This window comes from Syntrophus sp. (in: bacteria) (assembly GCF_040768185.1).
GTDB lineage: Bacteria > Desulfobacterota > Syntrophia > Syntrophales > Syntrophaceae > Syntrophus > Syntrophus buswellii.
Genome location: NZ_JAXGNC010000018.1, coordinates 1 through 19,714, shown reverse-complemented (window position 1 = coordinate 19,714; position 19,714 = coordinate 1). Strand labels below are relative to the sequence as shown.

Sequence of the window (19,714 nt, the reverse complement as noted above, 5' to 3'; positions counted from 1 at the left end):
CCGCCAAGGGCACATCATTGAGATCGAGAAAATTCAGGACGCCCCGTCCTTCGACCCTTTCGATGTCGCTTTCGGCGGCAGCCATGTGCAGTTTAATAAACTGCCGGATATCCTTTTCCTTGAAGTACGAGATGGCCTCGGGCCCGAGGCGTCGATCCCGAAAGCAGGGCCAGCAGCACGTTGACGGCCACGTTGGCCCAGAGAACCGTCACCGGCAGAAAATTGGGATCTTTTCTCAGGGCCATAACGTGGTGTGCCTGCCTGTTGCCCTTGGCAACCTCGATCTGGAGTTCGAGCTTGCCGATGGCAAAAAACGCCGGATTAAGACCGGATAGCATGGCCGACGGGGAAAGATACAACACAATTCCAATCCAAAGAAACAAGGGCATGACTGAAAGGCCCTTTGGTGCAGTTTACACTTCTTGAAAGTTACCGTCAATCGCTTTTCAATGTGTATATGGAAAAATTAGACACAGATTCAGGCTGTTAGCACTTTAAAGGTCCCTGTCCGGCGATCACCCCCACAGAAAGCCAAGACGGTAGCAGCCGGATGTGAGTGCGGCTGAAACGACAAAACCCCGTGGGGATCACCCGACGGGGTCTTGCGTTCTATAAGAACCGCTGAAAATCAGCGGACGGAATTATGGCTCCCCAGCGCGGACTCGAACCACGGACCCGATGGTTAACAGCCATCTGCTCTACCGACTGAGCTACTGAGGAGTAGTTTTTTACAATAACGGACTGACATTCCAGGAATCGGGAAGCTGTTCCCGGAGGTCCTGTCTGTCGAATACCAAAGATCGGCCCCCTTCCTCAACCGGATGGGGAAATTCTCTTATCACAGACAAAACCCATGTGCAAGAGAATTTAAATTTTTTTAACGGCAGCTCATGCAGACCATGAGGTCCTCAAGGGGCACCCCGGTCTTGCTGCTGATGAACTGGAGCTGATCCTCCGGCGCGAAATACCGCCCGCAGACGCTGCAGGCCGCCATTTTGAAGGTGCGTCCCCAGATCGTCCGTTCGCTGCCGCCGTTGCCGGCGGTCATCTCGATGTGGCCTGTCGGGCAGACGTAGGCGCAGGCGCCGCAGCCGATACAGGCCTTGGAATCCTCCACGAAGGGGGGACCGACGATCTTGTCCTTGCCGCGGAAGGAGAATCCGATGGCTGATGCACCCACCACATCCTCGCAGGTCTTGACGCACAGCCGGCACAGGACGCACTTTCCCTTGTCCTTGTCCGGGAGGAAGCGCTTTTCGGGAGCGACCCCCAACTCTTGAGCCATCGTCCGGATCACGTCCGATTTCGGACACCGGGCCATGAGCAGCTCCAGGACGAGCCGGCGCACCCCGAGGACCCGTTCACTCTTCGTATCGACGACGATGCCGTCCTCGACCTGGTAAATGCAGGAGGTCACGATGCGCTTTCTCGACCCCTTGGCGACCTCTACGACGCACAGCCGGCACGCCCCAGATGGTTCAAGCGATTCGTGATGACACAGGGTCGGAATGTAAATCCCGTTTTCGCGGGCAGCGGCAAGAATTGTCGTTCCCGCCTCGGCTTCAATATTCTTTCCATCTATGACTAAGTTCACCATCTTGCCACCCTTTATGCTACGGTTACCGCATCAAATTTGCACGTCTCTCTGCAGACACCGCACTTGATGCATTTCGCCTGGTCGATCACATGAACCTTTTTCCGCTCGCCGCTGATTGCTTCCACGGGGCACTTCTTCGCGCAGGCCCCACAGCCTGTGCATTTCTCCGCATCGATGCCGAACTGGATCAGGGCGCGGCAGACACCGGCCGGGCACTTTTTGTCCTTGATGTGGGCCTCATACTCATCCCGGAAATAGCGGATCGTACTGAGGACGGGATTCGGTGCGCTCCCGCCGAGCGCGCACAGGGATCCGTCCTTGATGGCTTCGGCCATGCGCTCCAGGAGCTCCAGATCCCCCTTCTTGCCCTTCCCCGCACAGATGTCATGAAGGATTTCATTCATCCGGTAGATCCCTTCCCGGCAGGGAACGCACTTCCCGCAGGACTCGGACACGAGGAATTCAATGAAGTAACGGGCGATGTCGACCATGCAGGTGTTCTCGTCCATGACGATCATGCCGCCGGAGCCCATCATGGAGCCGGCTTCCCAGAGGGAGTCAAAATCTACGGGCAGGTCGATCATCGAAGCGGGAATGCAGCCCCCGGAGGGTCCGCCCGTCTGCACGGCCTTGAACTTCCTGCCGCCCGGGATACCCCCGCCGATCTCATCGATGATGTCCTTGAGCGGTATCCCCATGGGCACTTCCACGAGGCCGATGTTGTTGATCTTGCCCACGAGGGAAAAGACCTTCGTTCCCGTGCTGTTCGCTGCGCCGACGCCGGAAAACCACTTGCCGCCCCGGCCGATGATGACGGGGACATTCGCCCAGGTCTCCACGTTGTTCAGATTGGACGGCCGGTCCCAGAGCCCGTGCTCCACGGTGTGAATGTATTTGGCCCGGGGCTCGCCCGCTTTTCCCTCCAGGGAGGCCATGAGGGCCGTTGATTCTCCGCAGACAAAGGCGCCCGCGCCCTTGCCGATCTTGACGTCAAAGGCGAAGCCCGTTCCGAAGATGTTGCCGCCCAGGAACCCGGCTTTCCGGGCCTGTTCGATGGCCCGCTGGAGGTTTGCCACGGCCAGGGGGTATTCGTTGCGGACGTAGATGTAACCTTCATGGGCGCCGACCGCATAGGCCCCGATGATCATCCCTTCCAGGACACTGTGGGGATCTCCCTCCATGACGCTCCGGTCCATGTATGCCCCCGGGTCGCCCTCGTCGCCGTTGCAGATGACGTATTTGATGTCGCCTTCGGCCCGTCGGCAGCTCTCCCATTTCGTCCCCGTCGGAAAACCGCCGCCGCCCCGCCCCCGGAGGCCGGAGATCTTCACTTCGTCAATAACCTCCTCCGGCTTCATGGTCTTCAGAGCCTTATACAGGGCGGAATACCCGCCACGGGCGATATACTCCTCGATGTCTTCGGGATCGATCATTCCGCAGTTTCGCAGGGCGATCTTCAGCTGCTTGCCGTAAAAGGGAAGCTCCGAAATTTTCGGGATCCCGGAATAAGCGGCCGGTACGGCACCCTTGAAATAGGCCTTCTTCTTTCCCTCAATAATGAGCTCCTCTTCATCCATGCGATAGGTCGGAGCCACCGCGCCAAGGGTTCCATCGGCCACTTGATCCAGAAGGGCGGGAACCATCTTCGCCTTCATCCTGCTGAAGGAGAGGCGCGGCTTGCCGGGCACGATCACATCAACGAGGGGTTCGATGCAATCCATCCCCATGCTTCCCGTCTTGCTGAGGATGAAATCCAGACCGCGCTTCGCGATTTCCTTCTCAAGGGCATCGTAGACTTCCTGCGCCCCTGAGGCGATGCCGCTTGTCGCCATACCGACGAGGATCTTGGTCTTTGCCGGCATGAGACGCGTGAGGCCCCGTTTCGCAGCTTTATTCAGAGCATCTCGTGTGTTTATCGTACTCACTTTTTCACCCCTGCCTTGCGATAGTTTTTCAGAATCTTGGGAATCTCATCCTGGGTGAGATAAGGATGGATGTTACCGCCAATCCGTACCACGGGGGCGAGGCTGCAACAACCAAGGCACCGCACCTCTTCGAGGGTGAACACGGCATCCTCCGTCGTCTCCCCACAGGAGATGTTGAGATCCCTCTCCAGCCGGTCCATGAGATTGAATCCCCCCTGGACGTGGCAGGCCGTTCCGGCGCACACCTCGATGAGGTATTTCCCCCGCGGCTTCAGGCTGAAGGCATTGTAAAACGTTGCAATCTCGTAAACCCTGCTCAGGGGAACCTTGAGTTCGTCACTCACGATGGTCAAGGCCTCCTTCGGCAGGTAACGGAATTCCTCCTGGAGATCCTGCAAAACGGCGACGGCCGAACTTTCATCCCCGCCGTGCCGACCGACAATCTCCCTGACTTTCCCCCTGTCTACCTCTGTGTTCATTATCTTCCCCTTGATGTTGTCCAGCTGCTGCTTTTCCCGACCTTAACGGGAGCTCTTCACCTTGGTCATGAGCTTTTTGTATTCGAGTTTCACCCTCTCCTGGAAGTATCCGATTTCATCAGGAGTCAGATGCCGGAACCGGCCCTGGAGCTTGATGTAATCCTCCAGAGGCCTCAGCGTTTCCGGCATATCCGCACTTAATCTGTATTTCCCGTTTTCCACCTCGTAAAGAGGAAATGCGCCGGTTTCAACGGCCAGCCGCCCCATTTTGATGCAGCTTTTCGAATCGCAGCGCCAGCCGGTGGGGCAGACGGAAAGGCAATGGATGTAGGAAGGCCCCTTGATCGACCGGGCCTTTTTCACCTTGTTCATGAAATCGATGGGGTAGCTGTGGCAGGCCGTGGCCACGTAGGGTATGTTGTGGGCGACCATCATCTCGGGCATGTTCTTCTTCCAGGTCCGGTTTCCGCGACTGGCCTTCCCGGGAGGTGCGGTGGTGGTCGAAGCCCCGAAAGGCGTGGCGCCGGATCGCTGGATGCCCGTGTTCATGTAGGCCTCGTTGTCGAAGCAGACATAAAGCATGTCGTGCCCCCGCTCCATGGCGCCGGAAAGGGCCTGAAGGCCGATGTCCACCGTACCGCCGTCGCCGCCGATGCCCACCGTCTTTACATAGCGGTCTTTGATTTTCCCCTTGCGGCGCAGGACCTTCAATCCGGCCTCCACGCCGGAAGCCACGGCTGCGGCATTGGGGAACGCCACATGCATCCAGGGAAGTTTCCATGCCGTGGTGGGGTACATCGTGGAAATGACTTCCATGCAACCCGTGGCGTTTACAATGACCGTGTCTCTGCCCAACGCCTTGCACATCAGGCGAATGGCCAGGGCCTCTCCGCATCCCTGACAGGCGCGATGCCCGGCGGCAAAGTATTCTTCCTTGTCCACCAGCTTCGGCGCATAGAGGTCAAAGTTTTCAACAAGACCGGATCGGTACTGTTTTGCCGTATTCATTATTCTCTCACCCCATAAATTTCGTAGGCTTTCTCTGGTCTCTCCGCATCCGCTTTCGCCGCGGTTCTGATCATCTCCATGAAATGGTCCACCATGACATCCCGTCCGCCAAGACCGATGATGTAATTCAAAATCACGGGCCGCTTCTTTTCCTCGTACAGGGCGGAGCGAACTTCCAGGGCGACGGGGCCGCCTGCCCCGCCATAGGAGAGGCAACGATCCGTAACAACCAGGACCTTTGCTCCCTTGACCGCCTCCTTCAGTTCCTCAAAGGGAAAGGGCCGCCACAGCTTTAATTTGAGAAGGCCTGCTTTCATCCCTTCCTTCCGGAGTTCATCGATGGCCATTTCCGCGGTTTCCCCCATGGAGCCCATGGTCAGCATAAGGACTTCCGCATCCTCCGCCTCGTAGGGTTCGATGGGTTCGTATTTCCTGCCGAACTGCTCCTCCCACTCTTTCCAGACTTCAAGAATGACCTTTTTGGAATTCAGAAGAACTTCCTCGCGGCTCTTGCAGGCTTCCGTGTAGATGTCCGGAAGCCCCAGCGCGCCGAGGGTCACCGGATCGTCGGGGTTCAGTGCGGCGAAGGGTTTGAAGGGAGGCAGAAAACGGTCCACCTCTTCCTGGTCGGGCATGAGCATCGGCTCAACGACATGGGTAAGCTGAAAGCCATCGAGATTGACGTTGGTCGGCAGCATCACGTCCGGATGCTCGGCGATTTTGAAGGCCTGGATCGTCATGTCCACGGTTTCCTGCCCATTGGCGGCAAACAGGGAGATCCAGCCGATATCCCTCTGGCTCATGATGTCGCTGTGGTCGTTCCAGATGCTCAGGGGGCCGGAAAGCGCCCGGTTGCCGATGATCATAACGACGGGCAGCCTCATGGAAGAGATGATCGCCAGAATTTCCGCCATGTAGAGCAACCCCTGGGAGCTCGTTGCCGTAAAGGCGCGCGCCCCGGCTCCGGAAGCCCCCGCACAGGCGCTCATGGCCGAATGTTCCGATTCCACGGTAATGAACTCGGCATCGAGGCGCCCCTCCGCGACGATCTCGGAAAGGTGCTCCGGCACGTGCGTATTCGGGGTGATGGGATAGGCGGCAATAACATCCGGTCGACACAGGGCAGCCGCTTCGGCAGCGGCAAGCGCGATTTCCATACCTATTCGTTTCGACATGGCCTATTCCTCCCCCACCATTTTAATCGCACCAGGCCAGCATTCGTGGGCGCAGATTCCGCAGCCCTTGCAGTAATTCAGATCGGCCGCAAAATATCCTTCCTCATCCTCCGATATGCACCCTTCCGGGCAGAACAGATAGCATATGCCGCATTTGATGCATTTGGAATTGTCCCAGATCGGGCGCTCCGCCCTCCAGGTGCCGGTATGATAATCCCTGGAACTTCCAGGCCGGAAGACGATACATCCCGGATTCACTTCTTGCCAGGTTTCTGGCCATTTTTTCTCCGCCATTATATATACCTCGACCCTTGTCTGCAGATTTATACGAGTTTAACCTCATCAAAGGCTCGCTTCATCGCCGTCAGATTCTTGTTGGCAATCCGGCCGAACCGGTGTTCAATGGGTTCGCTCAGGGATTCCATCTTCACGATATCGGTCATTTTGACTAGAGCGCCCAACATGGTCGTGTTGGTAATGGGAACACCCAGTTCCGCCCAGGCAATGGCCGTTGCATCGACCAGAGCGATCCGGCCATCGAACTGAATATGCGGTTTGACTTCCGTGAAGGGCTTGTGCGTGTTGAGGATCAGAAGCCCCTCCGGCTTCAGTCCTTCCGCGACATTCACGAGGGTGATCAAACCCGGATCAAGAACAACCACGACATCGGGACGATAAATACGCTGCCGCTTCTTGATCCGTTTGTCATCCACCCGGTTGAAAGCCTCTACCGGTGCGCCGCGCCTTTCAGGGCCGAAACTCGGAAATCCCTGGGCGTACTTGCCTTCGCCGATCGCCGCCAAAGCAAGCATTTCAACAGATGTCACCGCACCCTGCCCGCCTCTTCCATGCCATCTCACTTCTATCATTGAATCTTCTCCGGGGTTGTGTTCGCGAACAAAAGGAATTTATTCGTTGTGGAACGTGTTTCAGCGCCCATGCTTATTATAAAAAAACGATTTGTTGTCAATCTTTATTTGCGGAAGTTGACATTGCAACAGTCTGTTATATAGCTGTTTTTTGATCAAGATACAACTATAGTTTGACTATTGATTCTTTTGGTGTGATAATTTTCGAATTATTTTTTCTTTTTTGCACAAGGGAAGACGCGTTTCAAGTCCGGGAGTAGGTTTTCAGGGCTTCGTCATAAAGGTCCCTTCCCTTCGTATCGTTGATCACCACCAGGGGAAGCTCGAAGACAACCAGACGGAAGATCGCCTCGGGACCGAGGTCCTCATAGGCCACTACGGCGGATTCCCGGATGCAGCGGGCCGTCAGCGCCGCAATCCCGCCGATGGCTCCGAAATAGACCGCCTTGTACTGCTTCATCGCGGATACGACTTCCGGCGAACGCCGCCCCTTGCCGATCATCCCCTTCAAACCCAGGGCCATCAGGCGCGGCGCAAACGGATCCATGCGGTAGCTGGTTGTCGGGCCGATGGACCCGGTTACCGCCCCCGGCTTCGCCGGAGCCGGACCCGCATAGAAGATCACGGCGCCCTGGACCGGAAAGGGCAGAGGCTCTCCCCGCACCGCGGCGTCGCACAGGCGGTGGTGGGCCGCATCCCGTCCGGTGTAGAGGACCCCGCTGAGCAGGACCCGATCCCCAACGGAGAGGCGTTCACAGAGTTCGTCATTCAAAGGCGTTTCCAGGCGGATCGGCTCGCTCGTCATTTCAGAGCACCGCCTCCCTGTGCCGCGCCACATGGCACTGGATATTGACCGTAACGGGCAGGCTGGCGATGTGGCAGGGCATCATTTCCATGTGAACCGCCAGGGCGGTTACGCGCCCCCCATATCCCTGGGGCCCTATCCCCAATCGATTGACCCCTTCCAGGATTTCCCGCTCCATGGCAGCCAGGCGCTCGTCATGGGCATTGGCCGTCCCGAGAGGCCGAAGGAGGGCTTTTTTAGCCAGGACGCCGGACATCTCCAGGGATCCCCCGATACCCACCCCGACCAACACAGGCGGACAGGGATTGGAGCCGGCTTTGCGGACACAGGCCACCACATGATCGACAATCCCGGCTTTCCCTTCGGCGGGAACAAGCATGGCGCTGCAGCTCATATTCTCGCTGCCGCCGCCTTTCGGCATCGCGATCAGTTTGAGCCGGTCGCCGGGAACCACCTCGGTGAAAATCACCGCCGGGGTGTTGTCCCCCGTGTTCCGCCGCGAGAGGGGATCGCAGAGGGATTTGCGGAGATAGCCCTCCCGGTAGGCCTGACGGACCCCCTCCTGAACGGCTGCCTGAAAGTCGCCCCCCACGATGTGAACCTCCTGGCCCATCTCCGCGAAAACGACAGCCAGCCCCGTGTCCTGGCAGAGCGGCAGGCTTTCCTTCCTGGCGACGTCCATGTTTTCAAGAATCTTCTGCAGAACGTAGCGCCCGAGAGGCGATTCCTCCTCCTCCGCCGCCCTGGCCAGGGCATCCTGCATGTCCCGGCCCATTTCAAGGTTAGCGGCAATAAAGAGGTCCCGCAATGTCTCGGTCACGGTTCCAGCGGAAATCTCTCGCACCCGTCTCATCCTTCCTTCTGATTCTGAATTGGTGGAGCCCTTACGGCTCCTTTTCCATGCCCCTGCGGAATTCCAGGGATTTGGACAGGGTCATCCGATCCAGATAACGGAGATCACCGCCCATCGGCACCCCCTGGGCGATGCGGGTCACCGGGACATCCAGCTTCCCGATCATCCGGGCGATCAGGAGCGCCGTTGATTCGCCGGAGACGTTGGGATTCGTGGCCAGGATGACCTCGCGAACCGAGTGCTCCCGCACCCGGTCGACCAGCTCCCGCAGATGGAGCTGTTCCGGCCCGATGCCGTCCAGGGGCGAAAGGGCTCCGTGGAGGACATGGTACGTCCCGGAATAACTCCCGCTTTCCTCGATCGCCATCAGGGCGTCCGGATCTTCCACGACACAGATCAGGCTGGAATCCCGTGCGGAGTCGCGGCAGATATTGCACAGTTCGGCCTCGGCAAAATTGTAGCAGACGCTGCAGAAGCGGATTGTATTCCGCACATCGGCAATGCTGTCTGCAAGTCCCCGGGCGTCGTCTTCCGGGGCTCTCAGGATATGCATCGCCAGTCGTGTCGCTGTCTTTTCCCCGATCCCCGGAAGTTTCCCCAGCTCCGCAATCAGGCGCTTAATGGGAAGGGCGTAACCTGCCATGCCGGAACCGCCCCTCCTACATCAACCCGGGAATGCTCATGCCCCCGGTCAGCTTGGCCATTTCCGAGGAGGTCATCTCCTGGGCCTTGCGGACGCCCTCGTTGACAGCGGCCACAATCAGGTCCTGCAGCATCTCCACGTCCTCGGAATTGACCACCTCTTTCTCGATTTTCAAGGAAACGACTTCAAAGCGACCGTTTACCGTAACCGAAACCATCCCTCCGCCCGCCGTGGCCTCCACGGTGCGGGATGCAAGATCTTCCTGGAGACGGGCCATCTTTTCCTGAAGCATCTTGGCCTGTTTCATAATGTTTCCAAAATTTGCCGCCAATGAGTTTTACCTCCTTATCCTCTTTGAATAAAAAACTTCTCCTCCTCACCCCTGTTCCGGGGGCTGCTTGGCGGGGGTTCGGACCTTGACCTCCTGAACTTCCGCGCCTTCAAATACGCTCATGACCTTTTGCAGCAGAGGATGATTCAGGGCCTCCCGCCGAATTTCCTCTATGGAGTTTTTGCGGATCATGGCCTCCGATATTTTTTCAGCACCCCGGCTGCCCGGTTCCGGCTCCAGGGACTCGATCTCCACCATCACGCCGGACTGGAAAAAAGAGCCGGCAATCTCGTTCAGACGGTTCTTCTGCGCCGAGTCATTGATGGCCTCGAAAAACATGTGGTTGCGAAATCCGATCCGCAGCTTGCCGTTTTGACAGCCGAGGTATTCGCCCTGCTCAATCTGCGAAGCCAAGGGCACCGAATGCTTTTTCACGTGGTTCTTGAAATTTCCCCAGACGTCCTCCGGTTTCGCCTGCCCCCGGGATGGCTCCTTCAACTCCGGGACCGGCTCCTTAACGGATTCCACCTTCGTCGGGACTGCCGGCAGGTCCAGTGTGCGCTCCCCGGTCACCGGCGGGTCTGCCTGCCCACTCCCCTCAGAGCGCAGCGGCGGTGAAGCTGCCAGGCGGGCTTCCAACTCCTCCATGCGGGCAAGGACTTCCGCCAGGGGAAAAGCGGGCGGCAGGGCGGCCATTCTGCAGACGATCGTCTCGAGGTTCAAGCGGGGGTTGCGGCTCCGGCGGACGTTTTCCTCCTCAGCCAGGAGGATATCCAGAAGCTGCCGCAGGGTCTCCCGGGAAACCTCCGCCGCCTGCGCCTCGAGCCTCTCCAGATCGCTTCCGGAGATGTCCAGAAGCTCCTGTTTCCGCCCGACGATCCGGACCAGGAGAAGATTGCGGAAGTGCCGCAGCAGAAGCTGGTAAAAATAGGTCATGTCCAGGCCTGCGTAATATCCCTCGTCAATGATCTTCAGGCACTGCCCCGCATCGCGGTGCAGGACCGCCTCGGAAAGCTGAAAGAGGAACCGGCGATCGGTCCTGCCGAGCAGGTCCTCGACCGCCTCATCCCCGATCGTCGTCCCGGCATAAGAAATCACCTGGTCGAAGATGCTCTCGGAATCCCTCATGCTGCCGTCTCCCGCTTCGGCAATCCAGGCAAGGGCCGTGTCACTGACTTCGATTTTTTCGGCGTCCGAAATCTTTCTCAATTGCTCCACGATCTGGCGCAGAGCAAGGCGGCGGAATTCGAAGTTCTGGCAGCGGGAAAGAATGGTCGCCGGAACTTTGTGGGTTTCCGTCGTGGCAAACATGAAGACAACGTGTGCCGGGGGCTCCTCCAGGGTCTTCAGGAGGGCGTTGAAGGCCTCCCGGGTGAGCATGTGCACTTCGTCGATAATGTAGACTTTATAGCGGCAGGAGACGGGCAGGAACCGGATCCGTTCGCGGAGTTCGCGAATTTCGTCGATCCCCCGGTTGGAGGCGCCATCGATCTCCCGGACGTCAAGGGAAACGCCTTCCGTGATTTCCCGGCAGTTCGTGCAGGTGTTGCAGGGTATATCCGACGGACCCTGTTCACAGTTGATGGCCTTGGCCAGAATGCGGGCGACGGAGGTCTTTCCCACACCCCGCGGTCCGCTGAAGAGGAAGGCGTGGGCAATGCGGTCCTGGCGGATGGCATTTTTCAGGGTCTGGACCACGTGAGGCTGCCCCACCACGTCCTCGAAGACCTGGGGCCGCCATTTCCGGGCTAAAACGAGGTAATCCATAACGACTCCGAAGGAGAACACTATCCGAAGAATTTGCCGACCCCTCTTCGGAACGGGGGAATTCTCAAGACGGAAGAGCAGGTGTTCCTGCCGGCACTCTCACAATATCACTGGAAGGACAAAGATTATCAGAAAAACTCCGACAAAAGAACCGGGGTGGCACATTCTGGACCTGGGAACTTGCGGGCGGCCGCTTTTAGCTGAAAAAAAAAGATAGCCAGGCTGATCCGCAGCACACGCTGGACATTGCTACCGCTGCTTCCTTCCGGACCTGACGGGGTTCACACGCCATCGTTGCACGGGGCCCGGCTATCTATATCCCTGAGAATCCCGTCCAGAAACTTTCTTCGCGGCGGGCGGACAACCAATTCCAGAGGAAGAAACTGGCGGAGAGAGGGGGATTCGAACCCCCGGTACATCTTTGTGGACATACACACGATTTCCAGTCGTGCCCCTTCAGCCTCTCGGGCATCTCTCCTCAAAAAACAGCCGCTGAAAAATGACGCAAGCTCCCTAACAGAAAAGCAGAAAAAACACCACCACTTTTTCAGATCACATCGCTTCTTTCGGATCACGGTGTTTACGGCGCCGCTATGGGCTCTCCCGCCGTTCTGAAATCCGGATCGGGAATGATTGGCGGAGAGAGGGGGATTCGAACCCCCGTGAGAGCTTTTGACCCCCAAATCGATTTCGAGTCGATCCCGTTACGACCACTTCGGTATCTCTCCGCAAGATTCGGCCCGCAAGTCCGTATCTTCAGCCATTCGGCGTGCCGGATGTTATCCTCTTTTCCTGGAAAAATCCACTTAAAATTTCCGCGCAGGGCGCCGACAAAACGTTCCCGGTCACTTCAACGGCATGGTTCAGCCGGCTGTCCTGGAGCACCCGGTACACGGAGGACACCGCTCCGCCCTTCGGATCGCCCGCCCCGTAGACAAGCCTTGCCAGGCGAGCCTGCAGGATAGCCCCGGCACACATGATGCAAGGTTCAAGCGTCACATAGAGGGTCATCCCTGTCAGGCGGTAATTTTTCATGATCTCGGAAGCTTCCCGGATTGCCAGAATCTCGGCATGCGCCGTGGGATCATGACGGGCAATCGGCTGGTTGTGACTTCTGGCAATCACCGAGTTTTGCCACAGGAGCACCGCCCCCACCGGCACTTCTCCTTCCGCTGCAGCCAGACGGGCCTCCTCAAGGGCGATTTCCATCCACCGCTCATCCTCTTTTGTTCCGGAATCCGGGCTGCGGGATGGAATCTCACCCCCGCGTTCCGGCTCTGCAACCCCCTTCTTCATGAATCGGAGCCACCTGTTGATTTTATGGAATTCCTATTCTATGTTCACACCATCAAGCAACGATAAGGCGATCATGTCCACAAACAAAATCCTACTCTATTCCGTCGCGATCTCCCTGATCATTCACCTTGGCGCCCTGTCCCTGGTGAGCTTGATGGAGTGGCGGGGGAAAAGACATCCGCAGCAGGTTGTGACCATTGATCTTCGCGAGATGTTCGCGGCCCGAGAGAAAAAAGCCCTCGCCCCGAAGCCGCCGGCCGCCAAACCCCGCCTGAAGGCCGTCCAGGAAGCAAAGCCCCCGGCTTCCTCCCGCAAAAACTTTCGCGAAGCCACGGTAGACTTGAACAGCCGGGAGCAGCGCTATAAGCCCTATCTCAAGGCGGTCAGAGAAAAAATCGAACAGTCCTGGATCTATCCCGAAAAGGCTGAAGCCTTGAGAGAAGAGGGGACCACCGTCATCCGGTTTTCCCTTGCGGCGACAGGGGAGGTGGTGAACGCGGCCGTCATCCGCTCATCGGGATCACCGCTTCTGGATGAGGCCACCCTGCTGGCCGTCCGCACGCCCCGCTTCGCCCCCCTGCCTGCAAATTCGCAGCTTTCCCGGTTGAATATCGTAGCGACCTTCGAATACCGCCTGGCCCCATAAATCCTGCAGGATCGCGCCGTCAGATTTCCGAGATGGTTTCCATGAGATCGCGGTTCAGTTCCAGGATCCGATCCCGCAGTTCGGTCTGCTCCACCCAGGATTTGGCCTCAAGCTGCGGCTTTCTCTGGCGCAGCTGCGCCATCCTCGCTTCCAGATCCCCGATGAGATAGGCCCAGTCGATTTTCGGCGCCGCCTTCTCCGGGAATTCCACCCGCTGAATCTCCTCGCCGATTTTCAACAGGGTTTCTTCCAGATACTCGGGAATGATCACCTTGTACCCGAACCGCTCCCGGATCCGCTCCGCCAGGACCTGCTGGGCTTCATACTCGCCGTGAACCAGGAAGACCTGCAGATTCTTGTTGCGGAAGTTGCTCACCCACTCCAGCAGCTGGCTCTGTCCCGCATGGGCCGAGAAACCGCCGATCGTGAAGATCCTGGCCTTGACGGCGACCTCTTCGTTGAGAACACGCACCCTCTTGGCGCCGTCAATGATCTTGCGGCCCGTGGTTCCCTCGGCCTGAAAGCCCACAAAGACGATGCTGGCCCCTTCCCGCCAGAGATTGTGCCGGAGGTGGTGGCGGATCCGGCCGGCATTGGCCATGCCGCTGGCGGAAATAATGATGGCCGGCCCCTCGGAGGTGTTGATGGCCATGGATTCCGCCGTCGTCGGCGTCATGCGAAGCTGGGGCAGGCGCAGGGGATCCTGCCCGTTTTTGATCAGGTCCTTTGTTTCATCGTCCAGGGAAGCGGCATTGCGGCGGAAGATTTCCGTGGCCTGGATCGCCAGGGGGCTGTCCAGGTAGATGGGCATATCCTTCGGCAGGCGGCCCTCCTGGGAAAGCAGGTTGAGGCAGTACATCATTTCCTGGGTCCTTCCGACGGCGAAGGCCGGAATGACCATTTTCTCGTTATTGTTGTAGCTATAGGCGATGGCTTCGGCCAGTTCATCGAGGCTGGCCTGTTCATTCTTGTGATCCCGGTTTCCATAGGTGGATTCAAGGAAGAGATAATCCGCCTCGGCGGTGACCCCGGGATCTTCCATGAGCAATTGTCGGGGCCTTCCGATATCGCCGGAAAAGACGAATTTTGCAGGCGCTCCGTTTTCCTTCAGCCACAATTCCAGGAAGGAGGAGCCCAGAATGTGACCGGCATCCTTGAAGTTTACCCGCACCCCCGCAAAGGGTTCAAAGGGTTGATCATGGGAGACGGTCTTGAGCAGGGGGAAAACCGCCTGGGCATCCCGCTGGGTGTACAGCGGCCCGACGCGTTTTTCGCCGAAGCGCAGGCGCTTCCTGCTTTTCCACTGCGCCTCCATCTCCTGGATGTAGGCGGAATCCAGGAGAAGAATCCTCAGCAGATCCGCCGTGGGCGGAGTCGTGAAAATCGGCCCCCGGAACCCGTTCTGTACGAGACGGGGCAGCAGGCCGGAGTGATCGATGTGGGCATGGGTGAGCAAAACAAACTCGATCTTCTGCGGCTCATAAAGCTCCGTATCCCAGTTTCTCTTTTCAATCTCCAGATTGCCCTGATGCATGCCGCAGTCAATTGCGAACCGATGCCCCGCCGTTTCCAGGATGAAGCACGATCCCGTGACGGTCCTGGCTGCACCCAAATACTTTATTTTCATGGTCAGTACCTCTTTACTGATGAATTTGAGAAGAAAAAGTCCCCGCTCCTTCGCTCAGGGAAGGAACACGCCGATCACCAACAGAATCATCCACCGGAAAAAGGCAATCACCGGGTTGAGGACCCCAAGGTAAAGCAGACCGATGATGATGAAAAATCCATACGGTTCGAGGCGGGAAAGGGTGTAACGAAATTGTTCGGAGACGAATCCCATGAGGATCTTCGAACCATCCAGGGGTGGAATGGGTATCAGGTTGAAGGCGGCCAGCATGATGTTGATCTGGGCCAGGAAGGAAAGAATCTTGGCGATGTTGCCCATCGGCGGAGGCGCCAGAACCTTCCAGGCCAGCAGGGCAAAAAACGCCACGATCATGTTGGCAATGATCCCCGCGGAAGAAACCAGGATGAAACCCCGGCGCGTGTCGGGAATGTTGGCGAGATTGACCGGAACCGGCTTCGCCCAGCCGAACCCGAAAAGAAAGAGCATGAGTGTGCCCAGCGGATCCAGATGGTTCAGAGGATTGAGTGTGAGCCTGCCCATCCATTTGGCCGTGGGATCCCCCATGCGCCAGGCTACCCAGCCGTGCGCCAGTTCGTGCAGGATCACCGAATACAGAAGAGGGACAGCCAGGAGGGCAAAGGTCACCGGATCGTTTATCAACAGGTTGAGAAGGCCCATCTCTATGTTTCCCTCATCTTGGTTGAGTTCATCCGACGTTATCAGACATTAAAGCGGAAGGTGATGATATCGCCGTCGCGGACGATATATTCCTTGCCTTCGAGGCGGACCTTGCCGGCCGCCTTGGCCTTGGCATGCGAACCGCCGCAGGCCATGAAATCATCATAGGCGACGACTTCCGCCTTGATGAAGCCCCTTTCGAAATCCTTGTGAATCGCCGCCGCAGCCCTGGGGGCCTTCGTCCCCTCCGGAATGACCCAGGCCTTCACCTCGTCTTCGCCCACGGTGAAATAGGAGATCCGCCCCAGCAGAGCAAAGGCGGCCCGGATCACCCGCCCGAAGGCAGGCTCTTCCATGCCCAGGTCCGCCAGGAATTCCTTCTGCTCTTCAGGCGGCAGTCCCGCCATCTCCGCCTCCAGTTCGCAGCAGATCCCCATCAGCGGGTCGGTCAGGCAGGCCTCCTTCTGAAAGGCGTCCACATTGGGAAATCCATCTTCAGCGACATTGAGAACAACCAGTTCCGGCCGGAGCGTCCAGAAGGAAAAGCTCGAAAGGGCGGAGCGCTCCTCCTTTGTCAGCGCCAATTCCCGGAGGGGTTTTCCCGCTTCCAGCTGCTCCTGAAGGCGCGGCATCAGCTCCACGTGGAGGGACTCCGGCGGTTTCAGGGTTTTTTTCGCCACTTTCAGCAGCCGCTCGCGGCGGTTTTCCACCACCACCAGGTCGGAGAGGATCAGTTCATCGGCCAGTTTCCGGTAGCGGTTCAGCATCGCGGAAACCGAGGAATCGGAAAAACCGTCCACGACATGAAGCAGGCCTTCGGCGGCGCTGAGCGTCTGGCGGACCGTTTCCCATGCCTTTTCGCCCGCGGCGTTCACATCCGTGAAAGGCACCCGGGCGGGAACCGCCCGGAGGGGCTTGTAGATCTTCACCAATCGGTCAAACCGTTCGTCGGGAACGGAAGCCTGGCCGCGAACGCATGTCTCTCCATGAACATCCCGGCTGCGGACGCCCGTCATGATTTCAAAAAGGGTGCTCTTCCCGCTCTGTGGAAGCCCCAGAATTCCGATTTCCATGATTGATCGTTTCCTTCCTTCAGGCAAACTCCTTCTCGATGCGGGCCATGGCCTCGGCCAGCCGGTTGTCCGGGACCGTCAGGGAGATGCGGATGAAGCCTTCGCCGTACTGGCCGTAAGCCGTTCCGGAAGCCACCACCACCGCCGTCTTCTCGAAAAGGCGGTTCGTGAATTCCAGGGAAGTCATGCCAGCCGGAACGGGAACCCAGAGGTAGAAGGTGCCCCTGGGCGGCTCAAAATCAATGCCGATCTTCTTCAGCGTCTTGAGAACCAGAGTCCGGCGTTCGGCATAGATGGTCCGCATCCTGTCAATGGAGGGCGATTCATGGCGGAGGGCGAACATGCCCGCATACTGGATGGGATTGAAGATTCCCGAATCGGTGTTCTCCTTGACCTTGCTCATGGCGGCCAGAATCTCCGGGTTTCCCGAAGCCATCCCGATCCGCCAGCCGGTCATGTTATAGGGCTTGGAGAGGGAATTGAGCTCCACCCCGACCTCCTTCGCCCCATTGGCCATGAGGAAGCTCAGGCGCTCCTGCCCCTCAAAAACCATCTCTGAGTACGGGTTGTCATAGCAGACGGCAATGCCCGTTTCCCGGGCAAAGGCAACCAGCCGGTCCAGGAAAGGCCGGGTGGCGCAGGCCCCCGTGGGGTTGTTGGGATAGTTGAGGAACATGCCCCGCGCCCGCTTCAGCACGTCGGAGGGAATGTCTTCAAAAACAGGCAGATATCCGTTGGCCGGCAGAATCGGCACATTGTAGGGCTCACCCCCGGCCATGAGGATGCTGGAACGATAGGCCGGATACCCGGGATCGGTCATGAGGACAATGTCCCCGGGATTGATGCAGGCCAGGACAAAATGATGACATCCTTCCTTCGAACCGATGAGCCCCAGGATCTCTTTTTCCGGATCAAGATCGACGCCGTACCTCTCGGCATACCAGCGGGCCACCTCCTGCCGGAAGGCCAGCATCCCCTTTTCCTCATCGGTCGGATAACGGTGGTTTTCGGGATTGTGCGCCTGGCGGCAGAGCTCTTCGATGATGGGTTCCGGGGTGGGCTCCACGGGATCCCCGATGGCGAGGCTGATGACGTCGACGCCATCGGCCTTGGCTTTGTTGATTTTTTTCCGCAATTCCATGAACAGGTAGGGGGGAATCTTACCCAGTCGTTCCGCAATCTGCACCGTTCTGTCTCCTTTATAAGAATGATGAATGTTGTCAATCTCCCTGACCCAGCCAGGCTTCTTCCCAGAGCTGGCCTTCATAAACCACGCGGACCCGACCCTCCAGATAGACGTTCCGGAAGGCGCCGTCGTTCTTTTCAAAATGGATTTTCAGGACCTCACCGCTTCTCACGGTCACCTCCACCGGCGAGGTCACCTCTCCCCGCGCCGCCGCAGCCAGGGCCGAGGCCACCGATCCCGTGCCGCAGGCCAGGGTTTCGTCTTCAACGCCCCGCTCGTAAGTCCGGACGGAAAGGCTTTGAGGGCCGGTCACCGTTACGAAGTTGGCGTTCGTTCCCGCCGGCGCAAACGCCTCGGAAAAGCGGAGCGCCCTGCCATAACGGAAGACGTCAAAGTGATCCAGATCCGCTACAAAAGCCACCACGTGGGGAACGCCCGTGTTGATGCTGTCCACGGTCACCCTTTCATCCTGGAGGGGGACGATCCGGCCGGCCTCCAGCGCCGAGGGTTCGGTGAGCCTCAGTTTCACCACATCACCCCGGACTTCGGCATCGATGATCCCGGCCACGGTTTCAAAGGACATCCTCTCCCCGGCAATTCCCTGTAGGAAGGCGAACCGGGCGACACAGCGGCCTCCATTGCCGCACATCTCCACTTCACTGCCGTCGGCGTTGAAAAAGCGCCAGCGGAAGTCCGCCCGCTCCGAAGGCTCCACAAGAATCACGCCGTCGGCCCCGACGGAAACCTTCCGGCGGCAGATCGCCTGCACGAAAGCCGGCATGTCCTTGACCGCAGCCAACGTCCCTCCCCGGTTATCAAACAGGATGAAGTCATTGCCGCTGCCGCTCATCTTGAAAAAGTCCATTCTCTGCCCGCTCCTGTTCCGCCCGAAAATATTTATTCCTCTGCATAACGCATCCTGCCGCTCACGTCAACGCCGGAACTGAGTCCTTTTTTCACTTGACCTCGATTAACGGGAGCCATCGAATAAGACTTGTAATATCGAAAATAAATGGATAGTTGATATTATCATTTCAAAACGGGGAGGAATGGGTGAGCGAAGAAATTAAAGAAGAGGAAGTGCAAAATATTGAAGGTTCTCAAGAGATAGCATCATTACTTATTGCAATCTTACAACCGGCTATGGCAGGCGGATTACCTGAAGAACGAGCAAAACAAATATTTAATGAGATTTTGGGAAGTATCGACAATCTTGAAGGGGTTGTAGATGGCAAAACAGCCTTTCAGCTGCTGTTGGAAAATATAACAAGAAAATGGTACCCAATGGTAACCGGATAGATTTCAATAATATCTAGACCATTTAATCATGTTTATATCGAGGTCCTTTTCATTTTTCTGCTGCCCACAAAGAATATTTTGAGTGACCCCGAATGATACCTGTCCTTATTCGGTCTCTGAATGTGTTCATCTACCAATGCTTTAAACAAATTGAACAGAGATTTATCGATTGCCGTTCGAACGTTCGCCATGAGCGACGGACACAAGCAGGGCAAAGCGACGCTTTTTCACGTCCAAGTAAATGGCGTTTTTATAATCTCGCTATCTCAAAGTATAATCCAAAACCAGATTTTGAAGGCAAGTTCGAAGGCAAGTTCAGCATATCCCAATATCAGACCACCGATCGCAAGCTTTTTACCTTTGAATCCAACGATCTTTTTTGCTTGCACCAATGCGACGTGGCCGCAGATAATTGCAACAAGCGCTGGTACAACCTGAATTCCCGGATCATTGTAAC

Annotated in this window: 22 protein-coding genes, 3 tRNA genes and 1 other RNA gene; 2 read left to right on the top strand and 24 right to left on the bottom strand. The window is 57.5% G+C overall.

The window, feature by feature from the left end; genetic code table 11:
• Positions 1–92: 92 nt before the first annotated feature.
• The 18 genes from AB3175_RS13270 to tadA form a co-directional block, all read right to left on the bottom strand.
• Positions 93–389: a DUF21 domain-containing protein gene (locus AB3175_RS13270; protein WP_367361424.1), complete on the bottom strand. Its 297-nt coding sequence runs from the start codon at positions 387–389 to the stop codon at positions 93–95.
• Positions 390–644: 255 nt separating this feature from the next.
• A tRNA-Asn gene (locus tag AB3175_RS13265) sits at positions 645–720 on the bottom strand.
• Between the two features lie 157 nt (positions 721–877).
• Complete coding sequence (locus AB3175_RS13260; RefSeq protein WP_367361423.1) at positions 878–1,597, bottom strand: 2Fe-2S iron-sulfur cluster-binding protein; 720 nt, start codon at positions 1,595–1,597, stop codon at positions 878–880.
• A gap of 11 nt (positions 1,598–1,608) precedes the next feature.
• Entirely contained in the window at positions 1,609–3,459 is a 1,851-nt protein-coding gene (locus tag AB3175_RS13255) for an NADH-ubiquinone oxidoreductase-F iron-sulfur binding region domain-containing protein (RefSeq protein ID WP_367361444.1), read from the bottom strand.
• 59 nt (positions 3,460–3,518) lie between these two features.
• Positions 3,519–4,001, bottom strand: coding sequence for an NAD(P)H-dependent oxidoreductase subunit E (locus tag AB3175_RS13250; RefSeq protein WP_367361422.1), 483 nt, complete (start codon positions 3,999–4,001; stop codon positions 3,519–3,521).
• A 42-nt stretch (positions 4,002–4,043) separates the two neighbouring features.
• The gene (gene porB, locus AB3175_RS13245; RefSeq protein ID WP_367361421.1) at positions 4,044–5,009 is read right to left on the bottom strand and encodes a pyruvate synthase subunit PorB; all 966 of its coding nucleotides are present in this window, start codon (positions 5,007–5,009) and stop codon (positions 4,044–4,046) included.
• Complete coding sequence (locus AB3175_RS13240; RefSeq protein ID WP_367361420.1) at positions 5,009–6,184, bottom strand: transketolase C-terminal domain-containing protein; 1,176 nt, start codon at positions 6,182–6,184, stop codon at positions 5,009–5,011. The genes porB and AB3175_RS13240 overlap by 1 nt, the downstream gene beginning before the upstream one ends.
• A 3-nt stretch (positions 6,185–6,187) precedes the next feature.
• Complete coding sequence (locus AB3175_RS13235; protein WP_367361419.1) at positions 6,188–6,478, bottom strand: 4Fe-4S binding protein; 291 nt, start codon at positions 6,476–6,478, stop codon at positions 6,188–6,190.
• 29 nt (positions 6,479–6,507) lie between these two features.
• Positions 6,508–7,053, bottom strand: coding sequence for a 2-oxoacid:acceptor oxidoreductase family protein (locus AB3175_RS13230; RefSeq protein ID WP_367361418.1), 546 nt, complete (start codon positions 7,051–7,053; stop codon positions 6,508–6,510).
• A gap of 244 nt (positions 7,054–7,297) precedes the next feature.
• Positions 7,298–7,858, bottom strand: coding sequence for a Fe-S-containing hydro-lyase (locus AB3175_RS13225; protein ID WP_367361417.1), 561 nt, complete (start codon positions 7,856–7,858; stop codon positions 7,298–7,300).
• A 1-nt stretch (position 7,859) separates the two neighbouring features.
• Positions 7,860–8,711 (bottom strand): fumarate hydratase, encoded by an 852-nt coding sequence (locus tag AB3175_RS13220; protein WP_367361416.1) that lies wholly within the window; start codon positions 8,709–8,711, stop codon positions 7,860–7,862.
• Between the two features lie 31 nt (positions 8,712–8,742).
• Positions 8,743–9,354 (bottom strand): recombination mediator RecR, encoded by a 612-nt coding sequence (gene recR / locus AB3175_RS13215; protein WP_367361415.1) that lies wholly within the window; start codon positions 9,352–9,354, stop codon positions 8,743–8,745.
• A gap of 16 nt (positions 9,355–9,370) precedes the next feature.
• The gene (locus AB3175_RS13210; RefSeq protein ID WP_367361414.1) at positions 9,371–9,685 is read right to left on the bottom strand and encodes a YbaB/EbfC family nucleoid-associated protein; all 315 of its coding nucleotides are present in this window, start codon (positions 9,683–9,685) and stop codon (positions 9,371–9,373) included.
• 45 nt (positions 9,686–9,730) lie between these two features.
• A complete protein-coding gene (gene dnaX, locus AB3175_RS13205; RefSeq protein WP_367361413.1) occupies positions 9,731–11,452 on the bottom strand; it encodes a DNA polymerase III subunit gamma/tau in 1,722 nt (573 codons plus the stop codon).
• A 212-nt stretch (positions 11,453–11,664) separates the two neighbouring features.
• Positions 11,665–11,763: signal recognition particle sRNA small type (ffs, locus tag AB3175_RS13200), an RNA gene on the bottom strand.
• A gap of 73 nt (positions 11,764–11,836) precedes the next feature.
• Positions 11,837–11,930 (bottom strand) — tRNA-Ser (locus AB3175_RS13195).
• 156 nt (positions 11,931–12,086) lie between these two features.
• A tRNA-Ser gene (locus tag AB3175_RS13190) sits at positions 12,087–12,180 on the bottom strand.
• Positions 12,181–12,208: 28 nt separating this feature from the next.
• Positions 12,209–12,748: a tRNA adenosine(34) deaminase TadA gene (gene tadA / locus AB3175_RS13185; RefSeq protein WP_367361412.1), complete on the bottom strand. Its 540-nt coding sequence runs from the start codon at positions 12,746–12,748 to the stop codon at positions 12,209–12,211.
• 40 nt (positions 12,749–12,788) lie between these two features.
• Here tadA and AB3175_RS13180 point away from each other — a divergent pair, with 40 nt between their 5' ends.
• On the top strand, positions 12,789–13,394 hold the full coding sequence (locus AB3175_RS13180) for an energy transducer TonB (RefSeq protein WP_367361411.1): 606 nt from the start codon (positions 12,789–12,791) through the stop codon (positions 13,392–13,394).
• A 19-nt stretch (positions 13,395–13,413) separates the two neighbouring features.
• Here the strand turns inward: AB3175_RS13180 and AB3175_RS13175 are convergent, their stop codons facing one another.
• The 5 genes from AB3175_RS13175 to dapF are packed head-to-tail and all read right to left on the bottom strand — an operon-like array spanning position 13,414 to position 18,823.
• Positions 13,414–15,021 (bottom strand): MBL fold metallo-hydrolase RNA specificity domain-containing protein, encoded by a 1,608-nt coding sequence (locus tag AB3175_RS13175; protein ID WP_367361410.1) that lies wholly within the window; start codon positions 15,019–15,021, stop codon positions 13,414–13,416.
• Positions 15,022–15,075: 54 nt separating this feature from the next.
• Positions 15,076–15,699 (bottom strand): site-2 protease family protein, encoded by a 624-nt coding sequence (locus AB3175_RS13170; RefSeq protein ID WP_367361409.1) that lies wholly within the window; start codon positions 15,697–15,699, stop codon positions 15,076–15,078.
• Positions 15,700–15,740: 41 nt separating this feature from the next.
• The gene (locus tag AB3175_RS13165; RefSeq protein ID WP_367361408.1) at positions 15,741–16,772 is read right to left on the bottom strand and encodes a DUF933 domain-containing protein; all 1,032 of its coding nucleotides are present in this window, start codon (positions 16,770–16,772) and stop codon (positions 15,741–15,743) included.
• Positions 16,773–16,791: 19 nt separating this feature from the next.
• Positions 16,792–17,958 (bottom strand): LL-diaminopimelate aminotransferase, encoded by a 1,167-nt coding sequence (locus tag AB3175_RS13160; protein WP_367361407.1) that lies wholly within the window; start codon positions 17,956–17,958, stop codon positions 16,792–16,794.
• Positions 17,959–17,992: 34 nt separating this feature from the next.
• Positions 17,993–18,823, bottom strand: coding sequence for a diaminopimelate epimerase (dapF, locus tag AB3175_RS13155; RefSeq protein ID WP_367361406.1), 831 nt, complete (start codon positions 18,821–18,823; stop codon positions 17,993–17,995).
• Between the two features lie 188 nt (positions 18,824–19,011).
• Here dapF and AB3175_RS13150 point away from each other — a divergent pair, with 188 nt between their 5' ends.
• Positions 19,012–19,257: a hypothetical protein gene (locus AB3175_RS13150; RefSeq protein ID WP_367361405.1), complete on the top strand. Its 246-nt coding sequence runs from the start codon at positions 19,012–19,014 to the stop codon at positions 19,255–19,257.
• Positions 19,258–19,523: 266 nt separating this feature from the next.
• Here the strand turns inward: AB3175_RS13150 and AB3175_RS13145 are convergent.
• The coding region (locus AB3175_RS13145; RefSeq protein ID WP_367361404.1) for a DUF4190 domain-containing protein at positions 19,524–19,714 on the bottom strand (191 nt) is incomplete at its 5' end.